The organism is Streptomyces sp. NPDC007084 (genome assembly GCF_040703595.1).
Classification (GTDB): Bacteria; Actinomycetota; Actinomycetes; order Streptomycetales; family Streptomycetaceae; genus Streptomyces.
On the sequence record NZ_JBEYFY010000038.1, the window covers coordinates 26,481 to 43,088 of the forward strand.

The following is a 16,608-nucleotide window of genomic DNA, read 5'->3' on the forward strand; positions in this document are numbered from 1 at the left end:
GGCCCTGGCCCCTAGACCCCCTTCAGGAGGCAAGATCCCCATGGCCAAGAACAAGAATCGCAAGCAGGGCGCCCAGCAGGACCGTTCCTCGCAGGCCGAGCGCGCGCAGGAGCAGGCGCAGCGGTCCTCGGCGCAGGCGCAGCAGTCGACGATGTCGCAGGCGCAGGGCAGCCCCGCCGATGTCGCCCGTAAGCACCAGAAGCGCTTCGGCCACAACTGAGGCCGCTGCGTGGACTGTTGAGGTCCAGGGCCGCAGCAGGGCCCGCCGGGCCGTCGAGGTCCGGGCATGATTCGAGGGGCGCGTCCGGTCATGGACGCGCCCCTCGCGCAGGTCGGTTGCCCCGGTCTCGCGGGGCGGGCGGCTGCCTTGTCAGCCGGCCAGGCAGGACGGGCCGAGCAGCACCTTCAGGTCGCCGAACAGGGCGGGGTCGGGCTTCACGCGGTGCCGGTCGAGCCGCAGCACCGTGGTCTTGCGCGGGCCCTGGAGCTTGATGCGGACCTCGCTCTCGCCCTTGTGGTGGCTGAGGATCTCGCCGAGGCGGCTGACCATGGGCGGGGTGACCTTCAGCGCCGGGATGGTGAGGATCACGGGCGCGTTGGTGCCGGCGTTGGACAGGTCGGGGACCTGGAGTTCCATCGCGACCAGCCGCGGCACGTCCTCGCGCTTGTCGAGGCGTCCCTTGACGAAGACCACGGCGTCCTCGACGAGTTGGGTCGAGACGAGCTGGTAGGTCGCCGGGAAGAACATGCACTCGATGGAGCCGGCGAGGTCCTCCACGGTGGCGATCGCCCAGGCGTTGCCCTGCTTGGTCATCTTGCGCTGGAGGCCGGAGATGATGCCGCCGATGGTCACGACCGCGCCGTCCCCGTGCTCACCGCCGGTGAGCTGGGAGATGCCCGCGTCCGCCTTGTCGGACAGGACGTGCTCCAGGCCGAACAGCGGGTGGTCGGAGACGTACAGGCCGAGCATCTCCCGCTCCTGGGCGAGGAGATAGACCTTGTCCCACTCGTCGGTGGTGAACTCCACGTCGAGTCCGAAGCCGGGCTCGCTGGTGGCCTCGTCGCCCATGCCGCCAAAGAGGTCGAACTGGCCCTCGGCCTCCTTGCGCTTGACCGCCACCACGTTGTCGATCATCGGCTCGAACTGCGCGGTGAGGCCCTTGCGGGTGTGCCCCATGGTGTCGAAGGCGCCGGCCTTGATCAGCGACTCCGTGGTCCGCTTGTTGCAGGCGACGGCCTCGACCTTGTCGAGGTAGTCGGGGAACGAGGCGTACTTCCCCTTGGCCTTGCGGCTGCGGATGATCGACTCCACCACGTTCGTACCGACGTTGCGGACGGCGGAGAGGCCGAAGAGGATCACGTCGTCGCCCTGGGCGGCGAAGTTCTGCTCCGACTCGTTCACGTTGGGCGGGAGCACCTTGATGCCCATGCGCCGGCACTCGTTCAGGTAGACGGCCGACTTGTCCTTGTCGTCCTTGACCGAGGTGAGCAGGGCGGCCATGTACTCGGCGGGGTAGTTCGCCTTCAGGTAGCCGGTCCAGTACGAGACCAGGCCGTACGCGGCGGAGTGCGCCTTGTTGAAGGCGTAGCCGGCGAAGGGGACCAGCACGTCCCACAGGGCCTGGATCGCCTCGTCGCTGTAGCCGTTCTTGCGGGCGCCCTGCTGGAAGAGGACGAAGTTCTTCGCCAGCTCGTCGGGCTTCTTCTTGCCCATCACGCGGCGCAGGATGTCGGCCTCGCCGAGCGAGTAACCGGCGATGATCTGGGCGGCCTTCTGGACCTGCTCCTGGTAGACGATCAGGCCGTAGGTGACCGCGAGGACCTCCTGGAGGGGCTCCTCCAGCTCCTTGTGGATCGGCGTGATCTCCTGGCGGCCGTTCTTGCGCTCCGCGTAGTTGATGTGCGAGTTCATGCCCATCGGGCCCGGCCGGTAGAGGGCCGAGACGGCGGAGATGTCCTCGAAGTTGTCGGGCTGCATCTGGCGCAGCAGCGAGCGCATCGGGCCGCCGTCGAACTGGAAGACGCCGAGGGTGTCACCGCGGCAGAGCAGCTCGAAGGTCTTCGGGTCGTCCAGCGGCAGGGAGAGCATCTCCAGGTCGATGCCCTTGTTGGCCTTCACCATCTTGATGGCGTCGTCCATGATCGTCAGGTTGCGCAGGCCGAGGAAGTCCATCTTCAGCAGGCCCAGCGACTCGCACTGGGGGTAGTCCCACTGCGTGATGGTCACGCCGTCGGTGTGCCGCACCCAGATCGGGGCGTGGTCGACGATGGGCTCGCTGGACATGATCACGCCGGCCGCGTGCACGCCCATCTGCCGGACCAGGCCCTCGACGCCCTTGGCGGTGTCGATGACCTTCTTGACGTCCGGTTCGTTCTCGTACATCGCGCGGATCTCGCCCGCCTCGCTGTACCGGGGGTGCTTGGGGTCGGTGATGCCGCTCAGGTCGATGCCCTTGCCGAGGACGTCGGCGGGCATCGCCTTGGTGAGCCGGTCGCCCATCGCGTACGGGTAGCCCAGCACGCGCGCGGAGTCCTTGATGGCGTTCTTCGCCTTGATCTTGCCGTACGTGCCGATCATGGCGACCTTGTCGGCGCCGTACTTCTCGGTCACGTACCGGATCACCTCGACGCGCCTGCGCTCGTCGAAGTCGATGTCGACGTCGGGCATGGAGACGCGCTCGGGGTTGAGGAACCGCTCGAAGATCAGGCCGTGCGGGATCGGGTCGAGGTCGGTGATGCCCATCGCGTAGGCGACGATCGAGCCGGCCGCGGAGCCACGGCCCGGGCCCACCGCGATGCCCTGCTTCTTGGCCCACATGATGAAGTCGGCGACGACCAGGAAGTACCCCGGGAACCCCATCTGGATGATGACGTCCATCTCGTACTCCGCCTGCTTCTGGCGGTCCTCGGGGACGCCGCCGGGGAAGCGGCGCTCCATCCCGCGGCGCACCTCCTCCTGGAACCAGGTGACCTCGGTGAAGCCCTCGGGGATGTCGAACTTCGGCATGAGGTTCTTGGCCTCGAACATGCCGGTCGTGTCGATCTGCTCCGCGACCAGGAGGGTGTTGGCGCAGCCCTCCTGCCAGGCCTCCGAGGAGTCGATCGCGTACATCTCGTCGGTCGACTTCAGGTAGTAGCCGGTGCCGTCGAAGCGGAAGCGGTCGGGGTCGGAGAGGTTCTTGCCGGTCTGGATGCACAGCAGGGCGTCGTGGGCGGTCGCCTCGTGCGCGTACGTGTAGTGCGAGTCGTTCGTCACCAGGGGCGGGATGCCGAGCTTGCGGCCGATCTCCAGGAGCCCGTCACGGACCCGGCGCTCGATCTCGATGCCGTGGTCCATCAGCTCCAGGAAGTAGCGGTCCTTGCCGAAGATGTCCTGGTACTCGGCGGCCGACTTCAGGGCCTCGTCGAACTGGCCGAGGCGCAGCCGGGTCTGCAGCTCGCCGGAGGGGCAGCCGGTGGAGGCGATGAGCCCCTCGGACCACTGGGAGATCGTCTCCTTGTCCATCCGGGGCCACTTCTGGAGCCAGCCCTCGGCGTACGCGTCCGAGGAGAGCTTGAAGAGGTTGTGCAGGCCCGTCCGGTTCGCCGCCCAGATCGTCTTGTGGGTGTAACCACCCGAACCGGACACGTCGTCGCGCTTCTGGTGCGGCTGGCCCCACTGGATCTTGCGCTTGTTGCGCCGGGACTCGGGCGCGACGTACGCCTCGATGCCGATGATCGGCGTGACGCCCGCCTTCTTGGCCGAGTGGAAGAAGTCGTACGCCCCGTGCAGGTTGCCGTGGTCGCTCATCGCGATATGGGTCATGCCCATCTCGTTGCACGCCTCGAACATGTCCTTGAGCCGCGCGGCACCGTCCAGCAGCGAGTACTGGGTGTGGACGTGCAGGTGCGTGAACGGCGGCTTCGACACGGTTGCGGCCTCCAGGAGGAACGATCGGCGACAGGCTGCGGACAGTCTGGGGGGACAGCGACGAAGTCTATGACGCCCGACTGACACTCCGCGGAGGATCACCCCGACCCGCGCCGGGGGTGCCGGCTCCGGGGGTGTGCGTTCGGGGCCTGGGACCGGGCACTCCGGCGTATCTTCGTCCGTTGGAAGTGGACGGACACCCTTGTCCCGGGTGCGGCGCGTCCGCTCCCGCATGTCCCGCACCACCTGCACCAGGAGGCACCCAGCGATGTCGGTACCGCAGCTCAGCGACGAGCAACGCGGCGAGCAGATCCTCGCCGTGTTCGACACCGCCTTCGGGCAGCTCCTGGCCGCCGACCCGGCCGCGTTCCGCGTGAAGTTCCGCAAGATGGCGGCCTCCGCCTTCGCGTTCTACCGCGGCACGGCCGGCCTGTTCTACCACGACCTCGAACAGGACAGGCGGGGCGGCCCGTACCTGGACGAGCGCACCTCGCGCGTGTGGATCCACGGCGACCTGCACGCGGAGAACTTCGGCACCTACATGGACTCCCAGGGCCGCCTGATCTTCAATGTGAACGACTTCGACGAGGCGTACGTCGGCCCCTTCACCTGGGACCTCAAGCGCTTCGCGGCCTCGGTGGCCCTCATCGGCTACGCGAAGGCCCTCAGCGACGACCAGATCACCGAGCTGGTCACGATCTACGCCCAGGCCTACCGCGAGCGCGTCCGCGCCCTCGCGACGGGCGCGAAGGACGACGAGGTGCCGCCCTTCACGCTGGACACCGCCGACGGGCCGCTGCTGGGCGCGCTGCGCATGGCCCGCTCGCTGACCCGCTTCGGGCTGCTCGACTCGATGACCGAGATCCGCGACTTCGAGCGCCGGTTCGCGCCGGGCGGCGGCTCCATCGAGCTGGACGCCGCCACCCGCTACAAGGTGCTCGCCGCCTTCGACGGCTATCTGGAGACGCTTCCGGAGTCCTCGCTGAGCCGCCCCGACTCCTACCGCGTGAAGGACGTCGTGGGCCGCCGCGGCATCGGCATCGGCTCCGCCGGCCTCCCGTCGTACAACATCCTCCTGGAGGGCAACAGCGACGCCCTGGAGAACGACGTGGTGATCTACATCAAGCAGGCCCAGACCCCGGCCGTCTCCCGGCACATCACCGACCCCGCCGTCCGCGGCTACTTCCAGCACGAGGGCCACCGCACGGTGATCTCGCAGCGCGCCCTCCAGGCGCACGCCGACCCGTGGCTCGGCTGGACCGAGCTGGACGGCGCGGGCCAGCTCGTCGCCGAGGTCTCGCCGTACGCGGTGGACCTCGACTGGAGCGACCTCGACGACCCGGAGGAGATCGCCGCGGTCGTCGCGGACCTCGGCCGGGCCACCGCGGCGATGCACGCGGCGGCGGACGACGAGAGCGGCCACTCGGAGCTGGTGCCGTTCTCCACCGAGCGGGCCATCGACGCGGCCATCGCGGGCGACGAGGAGGGCTTCGCCGGTCTCCTGGTGGACTTCGCCCACAGCTACGGCTCGCGGGCCCGCGCGGACCACCAGATCTTCGTGGACCTGTTCCGCAACGGCCGGATCCCCGGGCTGTAGCCGGGGCGGAGTGCCGGGCGCCCGGGTCCGGGGCCGGGGCGGACTCCCAGGCTTCCGGGCCCGGCTCCGGTCTCCGCGGCACAACGCTCCCGTAACGCACAGGCACCCTTTAGGGGGCTCTTACGGCGGCACGTGGGAGACTTCCCTCCGCTATGGACATATCCGGGATCCAGCTCAGGGCCGTGCGCGCGGCGGTGTTCACGGCTGTCGTCGTGACGCTGTCCACCGCCTCCCATGTGCTGCTCTCCCGGGCCCCGCTGCCGCTCACCACGGTGGCCGCGATCACCGCCGCCGTGTTCGCCGTCGCCTTCGCGCTGGCCGGCCGCGAGCGCGGCTTCGGCCGGATCGCGGCCCTGCTGATCCCGCTGGAGCTGGCCGCCGACACCGTGTTCACCACCGGCCAGCACGTCTGCTACGGCAGGGCGGGCGGCCCGGTCGCGGGCCCCCTGCGCGCCGTCGGCCTCGACGTCCTGTGCGGCGGCGGCAGCGTGGGCACTCCGCTGTCCCGGGTGACCGGCGGCGCGCCCGACCGCGCGGGCGCCCTCATCGCGCACGCCGACCCGGCCGTCGCCTGGCTGCTGCTCGGCGCCCACATCGCGGTCGGACTGCTGGCCGCCGCCTGGCTGCGGCGCGGCGAGCGCGCCCTGGACCAGGTGCTGCGCGCGGTGGCCGCCTCGACCTTCCGGCCGCTGCTGCTCGCGGTCGCCGCCGTGACCGTACGGCTCACCCCGGCCCGCCCGCTGCCACGCGCCCCGCGCCGGACGGCCGCCGCCCGTACCCGGCTGTTCGTGCACTCCCTGGGACGCCGCGGGCCGCCCGCCGCGACCGCTCTCGCCTGAGCGTCCGCGCCCCGCCTGCTCCCGAGCACGTCTTTCGAGCTGCGCCCGCGCGCGATCCCGCGCCCGGCTGTCGAGCACCAGCAGTCCCCCGCACGTATTCCGCGTACGACCCGTGCGCGTCCCCCTTGGAGATCACCACTATGAGCAAGCGGAACAGCCAGTCGGCGAAGACGGCGGCCCGCGAGCGGCTGCGCCTCGAACGCGAGCGCCAGGCCAAGCGCGACAAGGCCAAGCGCCAGGCGGTCGTGGCCGGCTCCATCGTCGCGGTCCTCGCGATAGCCGGCGGCATCGGCTACGCGGTCGTCCAGAACAACAAGCCGAGCTACTGGGAGGGCCTGAAGGACGCCAAGGTGGTGGCCCCGGCCAACACCACGGGCGCCAAGGGCACCACGGTCGTCATCGGCAAGAGCACCGCCAAGAAGACCCTGAAGATCTTCGAGGACCCGCGCTGCCCGATCTGCGCCCAGTTCGAGCAGGCCGTCGGCCCGACGGTCAAGAAGGACATCGACGACGGCAAGTACAAGTTCCAGTACGTCGGTGCCACGTTCATCGACAGCAAGGACAACGGCGAGGGCTCCAAGAACGCGCTGAGCGCCCTGGGCGCCGCGCTGAACGTCAGCCCCGAGGCGTTCCTGGAGTACAAGACCGCGCTGTACTCGGCCAAGTGGCACCCGGACGAGTCGACCGACAAGTTCAAGGACGACGCCTACCTCATCAAGGCCGCGAACTCCGTCTCCGCGCTCAAGGACAACAAGACGTTCCAGGACGCGGTCAAGAAGGGCACCTACGACGCCTGGGCGATGGCCATGTCGAAGACCTTCGACGACAACAAGGAAGGGGTGACGGGCACGCCGGGCTTCGCCATGGACGGCAAGCAGCTCAACAACGGCACTCCCCTGCTGACGGTCGCCGACTTCAACAAGAGCGTGGACGCGGCCCTCAAGGGCTGATCCCTCCCCCGGAAATCCGGGTGGTCCGTGGGGTCTTCGTGACCTGAGCGGCCGACAGGCGAAGAGCGGGCGAACTTTCACGAGTTCGCCCGCTCTTCGCCTGTACCGGTCGGTAACCTGATCGGCCGTGACCATTGGACAGAGATCCCCCGACTCCGCGGGCGCCCTCGACTCCCGCGCCCCGCGCCGCCGTTCGGTCGTCAAGGCCGCGGCCGCCACCGCCGTCCTCGCCGGCCCCCTCGCCGCCGCCCTGCCCGCGCGCGCGGCGACCGAGACGCCCGCCTTCCTGCACGGCGTGGCCTCCGGCGACCCGCTGCCCGACGGCATCCTGCTGTGGACCCGGGTGACGCCCGAGTCCGCCGCCGTACCCGGCTCCGGGCTCGGCGCGGACACCGAGGTGAGCTGGACCGTCGCCACGGACAAGGCGTTCACCACGGTCGTCGCCAAGGGCTCGACCGTCGCGACGGCCGCCTCCGACCACACCGTCAAGGCGGACATCCGGGGCCTGCGGCCCGCCACCGACTACTGGTTCCGCTTCTCCGCGGGCGGTACCGACTCCCCGGCGGCGCGTACCCGCACCGCGCCGGCGGCGGACGCGGCCGTGCCCGGACTGCGTTTCGGCGTGGTCTCCTGCGCCAACTGGGAAGCAGGCTACTTCTCGGCGTACCGCCACCTCGCGGCCCGGAGCGACCTGGACGCATGGCTGCACCTCGGCGACTACATCTACGAGTACAAGTCGGGCGAGTACGGCACCCGAGGCAAGGTCGTACGGCCGCACGCGCCGGCCAACGAGATCCTCACCCTCGCCGACTACCGCATCCGGCACGGCCGTTACAAGACCGACCCGGACCTTCAGGCCCTGCACCTCAAGGCCCCGGTCGTGGCGATCTGGGACGACCACGAGTTCGCCGACAACTCCTGGTCGGGCGGCGCCGTCAACCACACCGAGGGCGCCGAAGGCACCTGGTCGGCCCGTCAGGCCGCCGCCAAGCAGGCCTACTTCGAGTGGATGCCGGTCCGCCCGGCGATCGCCGGCACCACCTACCGGCGGCTGCGCTTCGGCAAGCTCGCCGATCTCTCCCTGCTCGACCTGCGCTCCTTCCGCTCCCAGCAGGCGTCCACCGCCAGCGGCTCGGTCGACGACCCGGACCGTACGATCACCGGCCGCGCGCAGCTCGACTGGCTGAAGACCGGGCTGAAGGCCTCGGACACCACCTGGCGGCTGGTCGGCAACTCGGTGATGATCTCGCCGTTCGCCGTGGGGTCGCTCTCCGCCGACCTGCTCAAGCCGCTGGCCAAGCTGCTCGGGCTGCCGCAGGAGGGCATCGCCCTCAACACCGACCAGTGGGACGGCTACACGGACGACCGCCGGGAACTGCTCGCGCATCTGCGCTCCAACGCGATCCGCAACACGGTGTTCCTGACCGGCGACATCCACATGGCCTGGGCCAACGACGTGCCGGTGGACGCCGGTACGTATCCGCTGTCGTCCTCCGCGGCCACGGAGTTCGTCGTCACCTCGGTGACCTCCGACAACCTCGACGACATCGTGAAGGTCCCCGAGGGCACCGTCTCCGCGCTCGCCGCGCCGGTCATCCGCGCGGCCAACCGGCACGTCCACTGGGTCGACACCGACCGCCACGGCTACGGCGTCCTGGACATCACCCCGGCCCGCGCGCAGATGGACTACTACGTCCTGTCCGACCGCACGAACCCCGACGCGACCTCGTCCTGGGTCCGCTCCTACCGCACCCGCACGGGCACCCAGACGGTGGAGCGCACCTACGACCCGGTGTGACACCGGGGCCGCGGCCCCCGGCTGCGGCTACGGCTACGGCTACGGCTACGGCTACGGCTACGGCTACGGCTACGGCTACGGCTACGGCTACGGCTACAGACTGTCGATGAAGCCGAGCGCCACCTTCCAGGTGGCCTCGGCCGCCTCGGCGTCGTAGTCGGGGAGGTCCGGGTCGGTGTAGAGGTGGCCGGCGCCCGCGTAGCGGTAGATCTCCACGTCGGCGCCGGCTCTCTGCATCTGGAGGTACCAGGCGCTCAGCCAGTCGTCCGTCTCGAACTGGTCCGGCTCGGCGACATGGAGCTGGACCGGCAGCTCGTCCACCGACGCGGTCTCCGCGATGTCCGACGTGCCGTGCAGCAGGAGCAGCCCGCGCGCCTTCTCGTCGCCGAGGGCCAGCGTCTGGGCGACGGAGGCGCCGAGGGAGAAGCCGGCGTAGACCAGGCCGCGCTCGGAGTAGGGCGCCGCGGCCAGTACCGCTCTCTTGAGCAGCTCGACCTTGCCGATCTCCTCGTTGAAGGCCATGCCCTCCTCCACGGTGTCGAAGGTGCGCCCCTCGAAGAGGTCGGGCGTCCACACCTCGTGTCCCGCGGCCCGCAGCCGGTCCGCCGCCGCGCGCACCGCGGGGCGCAGACCGTACGTCGAGTGGAAGAGCATGATGTCCATGGGTCCCATGGTGCCAGCCGGCACCGACAGTGACGGACCCAGGCCGCGCCCCGCGCCGGGCGGCGGGTGTACCCCGTTCCCTTCGGAGAACACATGTTCATCATCGGCCGGGTCCGGTTACGTTCTCTGGCATGGAGAACGTACTGCGCCCGGTGATCGTCGTCGGCGGCTCGGTCGTGCTCGCACTGCTCATCGGGTGGTCCGTGGACTTCCTGTTGCGCCGGGTGGACGACCGCTACAGCGAGACCTCCCTGTGGGGTCTGCTCCGCCGTGGCCGCATCCCCTTCCAGCTCCTGCTGTTCGCCGCCCTGCTCAGAGGCTCCTACGACGAGGCGAAGCTTCTCGTGGAGCACCGGGTCGGCATCGGCAGGACCCTGACCCTGATCCTCATCGGCGCCGCCGCCTGGCTGGTGGTGAGCATCGCGACGGCGGTCGTCGACACCTCGTACTCCCGCTACGCGAACACCCACCACGATCCGGCGCGGGTACGCAGGGTCCGTACGCAGGTCGCGCTCATCCAGCGCGTGGTCACCGCCGTCGTCGGCGTGGTCGCGGTCTCCGCGATGCTGCTCACCTTCCCGGCGATGCGCGCCGCCGGAGCCTCGCTGCTGGCCTCGGCCGGAATCCTCGGCATCGTCGCCGGTGTCGCCGCCCAGTCCACGCTGTCGAACCTCTTCGCCGGCCTCCAGATCGCCTTCGGCGACATGGTGCGCATCGGTGACACCGTGGTCGTCGACGGCGAATGGGGCACCGTCGAGGAGATCACCCTGACGTTCCTGACGGTACGGACCTGGGACGAGCGCCGGATCACCATGCCGGTGTCGTACTTCACGTCCAAGCCGTTCGAGAACTGGTCGCGCGGTACGCCCCAGATGACCGGGATCGTCTTCCTGCACGTCGACCACTCCGCCCCGGTGGAGGCGATGCGCGGGAAGCTGCGCGACATCCTGCGCGAGTGCCCCGCCTGGGACGGCCGCGACTACGGCCTCGCCGTCACCGACTCCACGCCCAGCACCATGCAGGTCCGCGCCCTGGTCACCGCGAAGGACGCGGACGACGTCTGGACGGTACGGGTCACGGTCCGCGAGCAGCTCATGCGCTGGCTCACCGAGCAGCATCCCTACGCGCTGCCCCGCGTCAACACCGCCGACGCGGTCCTCGCGCCGGGCCAGACGCGGCGCGCCGGCCGGGACGAATGGGACCGGGACTGGGACCGGGAGCGGGACCGGGACGGCGTGGCGGCCCGCGCCCACCACAGCCGCCACTCCTCCACCCAGCCACCCCGCACCGGCCCCGGCCGGGGGTGACCCCGGCCCGCCCGAGGCAAGCCCCCGCTCGACACCACTCCGGGCCGCCCGCGCAGCAGCCACAGCGCGGGCGGCCCTCCCCTACCAGGGCCGCCGTACCCGGCGCTGCCCTGCCCGCGACCTCCGCCTCGCCTCGGCCTCCGGCCACACCATCTCTCAGCGCAGGCTGCGTACGTCCAGGTGGCGCAGGACCCGGTCCACGATCTCCGGGTCGGCGCCGGGCTCGTTCCGCGCGGACAGCACCTCGTGCCGGGCCGCGCTCATCATCTCGGCCTGGATGCGCCGCATCCGCTTGATCCGCCGAACCCGCTTCTCGTGCCCCTCGCGCCGCTCCTCGTCCCCGACATCGGGGCTGATCCGCACCCCGATCTCGAAGGCCCGGCGCAGCAGTTGCTCGGAGACCTCCTCGGGGAGGTCCTCCGCGTCCTCGATCTCCCGCAACCGCTTCTTCGCGGCCTTCGCCGCCCGCAGCGCCAGCTCCTTCTCGAAGGCCTTCTCCTCGTCCTCGTCGGCCCGCACCCCGAGTTTCCTGACCAGCCACGGCAGGGTGAGCCCCTGGATCACCAGGGTCGCCATGATCACGCCGAAGGCGATGAACACGATCTCGTCCCGGTCGGGGAAGGGCGATCCGTTCTCCATCTCCAGCGGGATGGCGAGCGCCAGCGCGACGGAGGCCACTCCGCGCATCCCGGCCCACCACATCACCACGGTCTCCCGCCAGGAGGTGGGGATCTCCTCGTCGTAGTCCCGCTTGGCGTGCAGCCGTTTGGTCAGCCAGGTCGCGGGCAGCAGCCAGGCCAGGCGTACGAGCACCACCACGGCCACGATCGCGCCGGCCCAGCCGAGCATCTCGCCCCACCGCCCGGCCGCCGTCCGCAGCGCGTTGTGCAGTTCGAGCCCGATGAGGCCGAAGGCGACGCCGGTGACGAGCGTGTCGACCACGTCCCAGACGGTCGATCCGGCGAGCCGGGTCATGACGTCGTCGGCGTCGGTCGCGTACTCCGACAGGAACAGGGCGGTGGTGAGGACGGCGAGCACCCCGGAGCCGTGCAGCTCCTCGGCCAGCACGTACGAGGCGAACGGCACGAGCAGGGTCAGGCCGATCTGCAGGGTGGTGTCGTCGAGCAGGGTCATCAGCTTGTTCGTCGCCCAGCCGAGCGCGACACCCACCGCGACGGCGACGACCGCCGACAGCACGAGGTCGAGCCCGGCCCGCCAGGGCGAGAAGCTTCCGCTGACCGCGGCGGCGATGGCCACGTGGTAGAGCACGATGGCCGTCACATCGTTGAAGAGGCCCTCGCCCTCCAGGATGGACACCAGCCGGCGCGGCAGCCCGAGCTGGCCGGCGACGGCGGTCGCCGCGACCGGGTCCGGAGGCGCCACGAGCGCGCCGAGCGCGACGGCGGCGGCGATCGGCAGACCGGGCACGATGGCGCTGGCGACGGCGGCCACGACGAGGGTCGTGACGAACACCAGGGCCACGGCGAGCAGGAAGATCGGCCGCAGGTTGGCCGCGAACTGTCTCCAGGAGGTGCGCCGCACCGCCGCGTACAGCAGCGGGGGCAGCAGCGCCGGGAGGATCAGGTCCGGCGGGATGTCCACGTTCGGGACGAACTTGGGCAGGGCGAGTGCGATGCCGAGCAGGGTCATCAGCACAGGCGAGGGCAGCCCGAGCCGGTCTCCCACCGGGACGCTGATCACAGCCCCCAGCAACAGGATGAACAGCAGGGCCAACTGATCCACGGTCAGCGCTCCGGGCGAGGTCTGGGCGATCACGGGTGATCACGGGTGATCCGGATCTCAAGCGTGCCATGCCGCTGTGACAAACCCCGCTCGCGGAGCCTTGCGTCACTGGGGCTTACGTCACAGAGCACCGCGTCCCGGGGGCCGGGGTCACAGGGTCGCGCATCCCGGGGCCCGCGTCACAGGCGCCCGCGTCACAGGCGCGGTGCCACGGGCCGGTGCCACAGACCCCGCGTCACAGACCCCGCGTCACAGGGGCTTGCGCATCGCGCGGTGCGGGATGCCGGCGTCGGGGAACTCGGGCCCGTAGGCGACGTATCCGAGCCGCTCGTAGAAGCCGAGGGCGTGGGTCTGCGCGTGCAGGTCCACCGCGCCCAGGCCACGCGCGCGTGCCGCGTCCTCGATGGCGCGCACGAGCGCGGCACCGACCCCGAGCCCGCGCGCGGCGCGCGTCACGGCGAGCCGCCCGAGGGAGCCCACGCTCGCGTCCCCGCCGGTCTTGGCCGCCGCCTCCGGGCCGTACAGGAGCCGCCCGGTGCCGAGCGGTACGCCGTCCGCGCGGACCGCCAGCACATGCAGGGCCCCCGCGTCGTACGCGTCGTACTCGATGTCCTCCGGGACGCCCTGCTCGGCGACGAAGACGTCCTTGCGGACCCGGAAGCAGGCCTCGCGGTCGGCGGCGTCCTCGGCGACCCGCACCGCGTACGAGCCGTCCGCCCTCGCGGGGGAACCGGTCCCCGTGCTCTCCGGGGCCGTCACGCGTAGCTCTCCTCACGGACCTTGTCGAGGGCCCGCTGGAGGTCCTCGGGGTACTCGCTCTCGAACTCGACCCACCGGCCGTCGCCGGGGTGCTCGAAGCCGAGGCGCTTGGCGTGCAGCCACTGGCGGGTGAGGCCGAGGCGCTTGGCGAGGGTGGGGTCCGCGCCGTAGGTCAGGTCGCCGACACAGGGGTGGCGGTGGGCCGACATGTGGACGCGGATCTGGTGGGTGCGCCCGGTCTCCAGCTTGATGTCGAGCAGGGAGGCGGCGCGGAACGCCTCGATCAGGTCGTAGTGCGTGACGGAGGGCTTGCCCTCGGCGGTGACCGCCCACTTGTAGTCGTGGTTCGGGTGCCGGCCGATGGGCGCGTCGATGGTGCCGCTGGTCGGGTCCGGGTGCCCCTGCACGAGCGCGTGGTAGCGCTTGTCAACCGTGCGCTCCTTGAACTGGCGCTTGAGCGAGGTGTACGCGTACTCCGACTTGGCGACGACCATCAGGCCCGAGGTGCCCACGTCCAGGCGGTGCACGATGCCCTGGCGCTCGGCCGCGCCGGAGGTGGAGATCCGGTAGCCGGCGGCGGCCAGGCCGCCGATGACGGTCGGGCCGGTCCAGCCGGGGCTGGGGTGGGCGGCCACGCCGACGGGCTTGACGATCACCACCACGTCATCGTCGTCGTGGACGATCTCCATGCCCTCGACGGGCTCGGCGACGATCTGCACGGGGGCCGGGGCCTGCGGCATCTCGACCTCCAGCCAGGCGCCGCCGTGCACCCGCTCGGACTTGCCGACCACCGAGCCGTCGACCGAGACCTTCCCCGCCGCGGCAAGCTCCGCGGCCTTGGTGCGGGAGAAGCCGAACATGCGGGAGATGGCGGCGTCGACACGCTCGCCCTCCAGGCCGTCGGGCACGGGCAGGGTGCGGATCTCGGGAATGGTGCTCACCCGTCGAGTATGCCGGACGCCCCGGACACCCCCGGACCACGGCCCGAACACCCGTACCCGCGACGTCCCCGGAAGCCCCCGGGAAAGCACCCTCCGGACTCCGCGGCCCGCGCCCGCCCTCAGTCCTTGTGGACCGTGCCGTCCGGGTCGAGGCCCCGGAAGGACAGCAGCACGATCAGGATGCCGCCGCAGACGATCGCCGAGTCCGCCAGGTTGAAGACGGCGAAGTGCTTGGGGGCGATGAAGTCGACGACCGCGCCCTTGAAGACGCCCGGCGAGCGGAAGATCCGGTCGGTCAGGTTGCCGAGCGCGCCGCCGAGCAGCAGGCCGAGCGCGATGGCCCACGGCACGCTGTACAGCTTGCGGGCGAGCCGGGCGATGACGACGATCACCGCGGCGGCGATCACCGTGAAGATCACCGTGAACGCCTCTCCGAAGCCGAAGGCCGCGCCCGCGTTGCGGATCGCCTCGAACTTGAGCCAGTCCCCGATGATCCCGATCGAGTCGTGGTGCTCCAGCTTGGCCACCACGATCATCTTGCTGACCAGGTCGAGGGCGTACGCCAGCGCGGCCACCGAGAAGAGCACGGCGACCTTGCGCCTGCCCTTGGGCCGCTCCTGCGCCTGGTCCGATCCAGAGCCCGTGGCGGACTCCTCGGCGGGCCGCCCGGCCGGGGCCGCTCCGTCGCCGCCGGGCCGGTCCCCCGGCGCCGCGTTCTTGCCGGACTGCTCCGGCTCGGCAGCCGCCGCCCCCGGGATGCCCGGCGTACCGATGATGCGCTCCGCCTCTGCCACGTGAGTGAGTCCCTCGACCTAGGTTCCTGACTGAGGACGAGGGTACGGCACACCCCCGCGGGCCCACGTGCTCAGGAGGCCCCACGCCGCGCGCGGTTCTCAGTGCCGGCGTTCCTGCTTCTGCTTGCACTCGACGCACAGCGTGGCGCGCGGGAATGCCTGCATCCTGGCCTTGCCGATGGCGTTGCCGCAGTTCTCGCAGAGCCCGTAGGTGCCCGCGTCGAGGCGTTGCAGGGCACGCTCGGTCTGCTCCAGCATCTCGCGCGCGTTGGAGTTGAGGGCCATCTCGTGCTCGCGCGTGATGTTCTTCGTACCGGTGTCGGCCTCGTCGTCGCCCGCGCCGTCCCCGGAGTCGCGCATCAGGCCGGCGAGGGCGGCCTCGGAGGACGTGATCTCGGCGCTCAGCCGCAGCGCCTCGGACTGCAGCTCCGCGCGGGCCTCCTCGACCTCCTCCGGGGTCCAGGGGTCCTCCCCGGGGCGTACGGCGAGTTCGCCGGACTCCGGCGCGGCGAGCCGCGCCTTGGGAACCGCGGTGGCCTTCTTCGCGGCCGTGGCCGTGCCAGGGGTCTTCTTCGCAACCACCGTCGTGGCTCCCGTCGTCTCCGCGGCCTTCGCCGCGCCCTCGGCCGCGGACGCGGCCGTCTTCTTGGCCGTGCTGGTGCTCTTCCCCGCCGTACCCGCGCTCTTCCCGCCCGCGGTCTTCCCCGACGCCTGCTTCCTGGCGGTCGTCTTGGCGGTGTCCTTGGCGGTGTCCTTCATGACCGCGGCCTTCTCGGCAGGAGTCTTCCCGGCGGCCACCTTCTTGGCAGACGTCTTTTCGGCAGGCTTCTTTTCGGCGGCCACCTTCTCGGCAGGCGTCTTCTTGGCGGGTGCCTTCTTCGCGGGCGTCTTGTTGGCGGTGGCCTTCTTGGGGGGCGCCTTCTCGGCGGTACCGGTCGTGGCAGGCGCCTTCTTCGCGGCGCCGGCCTTCTTGGCCACCGCCTTCTTCCCGGCAGAGGTCCTGGCCGCCGAACCCGTGGATCTTCCGGACGCCGACTGCTGTACGGCGGTCTTCTTCGCCACCATGGCCGCGGCCCCTTCACATTTTGTGATCTTGCTCGCGCGTCGTGCTGGGACGATAAATCGACTTCTGGCCCGCGGCAACGGGGCACGCCCGCGCATCGCCGGCCCCGCGAGTCCCGCGCGGCAGGCATGCAAGCGTTGTGCCCAGCTCCCCGCCCGGTAATCCGCCAGAACCGGTGTCCCGGGATCCGGACGCGGCACCCGCGCCATTCGGGTCACCGCGCAGGCCACGGCGGTGCCCGGAA

General features: G+C 70.8%; 13 protein-coding genes. 6 read left to right on the forward strand and 7 right to left on the reverse strand.

The annotated features are described in order from the left end of the window. The first annotated feature begins 40 nt into the window (after window positions 1–40). On the forward strand, window positions 41–220 hold the full coding sequence (locus AB0912_RS25610; protein ID WP_366703618.1) for a hypothetical protein: 180 nt from the start codon (window positions 41–43) through the stop codon (window positions 218–220). Window positions 221–370: 150 nt separating this feature from the next. On the opposite strand, the gene dnaE is transcribed toward AB0912_RS25610, so the two are convergent. Next, the gene (gene dnaE, locus AB0912_RS25615) at window positions 371–3,910 is read right to left on the reverse strand and encodes a DNA polymerase III subunit alpha (protein ID WP_366703620.1); all 3,540 of its coding nucleotides are present in this window, start codon (window positions 3,908–3,910) and stop codon (window positions 371–373) included. A 268-nt stretch (window positions 3,911–4,178) separates the two neighbouring features. Between dnaE and AB0912_RS25620 the strand changes: the two genes are divergently transcribed. The 4 genes from AB0912_RS25620 to AB0912_RS25635 all read left to right on the forward strand — a co-directional run bounded on the left by AB0912_RS25620 (window position 4,179) and on the right by AB0912_RS25635 (window position 9,094). Continuing rightward, window positions 4,179–5,507 (forward strand): DUF2252 domain-containing protein, encoded by a 1,329-nt coding sequence (locus AB0912_RS25620; RefSeq protein WP_366703622.1) that lies wholly within the window; start codon window positions 4,179–4,181, stop codon window positions 5,505–5,507. Between the two features lie 152 nt (window positions 5,508–5,659). Continuing rightward, complete coding sequence (locus AB0912_RS25625) at window positions 5,660–6,346, forward strand: hypothetical protein (protein ID WP_366703624.1); 687 nt, start codon at window positions 5,660–5,662, stop codon at window positions 6,344–6,346. A 140-nt stretch (window positions 6,347–6,486) separates the two neighbouring features. Beyond that, window positions 6,487–7,296 carry a thioredoxin domain-containing protein gene (locus tag AB0912_RS25630; protein ID WP_366703626.1) on the forward strand — a complete coding sequence of 270 codons (810 nt, stop codon included), beginning with the start codon at window positions 6,487–6,489 and terminating at the stop codon, window positions 7,294–7,296. Window positions 7,297–7,423: 127 nt separating this feature from the next. After that, window positions 7,424–9,094 carry an alkaline phosphatase D family protein gene (locus AB0912_RS25635; protein ID WP_366703628.1) on the forward strand — a complete coding sequence of 557 codons (1,671 nt, stop codon included), beginning with the start codon at window positions 7,424–7,426 and terminating at the stop codon, window positions 9,092–9,094. 93 nt (window positions 9,095–9,187) lie between these two features. Here the strand turns inward: AB0912_RS25635 and AB0912_RS25640 are convergent, their stop codons facing one another. Next, window positions 9,188–9,757 (reverse strand): dienelactone hydrolase family protein, encoded by a 570-nt coding sequence (locus AB0912_RS25640; RefSeq protein ID WP_366703630.1) that lies wholly within the window; start codon window positions 9,755–9,757, stop codon window positions 9,188–9,190. 131 nt (window positions 9,758–9,888) lie between these two features. Between AB0912_RS25640 and AB0912_RS25645 the strand changes: the two genes are divergently transcribed. Further along, window positions 9,889–11,064, forward strand: coding sequence for a mechanosensitive ion channel domain-containing protein (locus AB0912_RS25645; RefSeq protein ID WP_366703633.1), 1,176 nt, complete (start codon window positions 9,889–9,891; stop codon window positions 11,062–11,064). 156 nt (window positions 11,065–11,220) lie between these two features. Here AB0912_RS25645 and AB0912_RS25650 read toward each other — a convergent pair whose 3' ends face one another. The 5 genes from AB0912_RS25650 to AB0912_RS25670 form a co-directional block, all read right to left on the reverse strand. After that, a complete protein-coding gene (locus AB0912_RS25650) occupies window positions 11,221–12,807 on the reverse strand; it encodes a Na+/H+ antiporter (RefSeq protein WP_366703676.1) in 1,587 nt (528 codons plus the stop codon). A 249-nt stretch (window positions 12,808–13,056) separates the two neighbouring features. After that, window positions 13,057–13,566, reverse strand: coding sequence for a GNAT family N-acetyltransferase (locus AB0912_RS25655; RefSeq protein ID WP_366703635.1), 510 nt, complete (start codon window positions 13,564–13,566; stop codon window positions 13,057–13,059). Further along, window positions 13,563–14,507 carry an RluA family pseudouridine synthase gene (locus AB0912_RS25660; protein WP_366703637.1) on the reverse strand — a complete coding sequence of 315 codons (945 nt, stop codon included), beginning with the start codon at window positions 14,505–14,507 and terminating at the stop codon, window positions 13,563–13,565. The genes AB0912_RS25655 and AB0912_RS25660 overlap by 4 nt, the downstream gene beginning before the upstream one ends. Window positions 14,508–14,626: 119 nt before the next feature. Then, a complete protein-coding gene (gene lspA / locus AB0912_RS25665) occupies window positions 14,627–15,301 on the reverse strand; it encodes a signal peptidase II (protein WP_366703639.1) in 675 nt (224 codons plus the stop codon). Between the two features lie 99 nt (window positions 15,302–15,400). Next, entirely contained in the window at window positions 15,401–16,366 is a 966-nt protein-coding gene (locus AB0912_RS25670) for a TraR/DksA C4-type zinc finger protein (protein ID WP_366703641.1), read from the reverse strand. Window positions 16,367–16,608 lie beyond the last annotated feature (242 nt).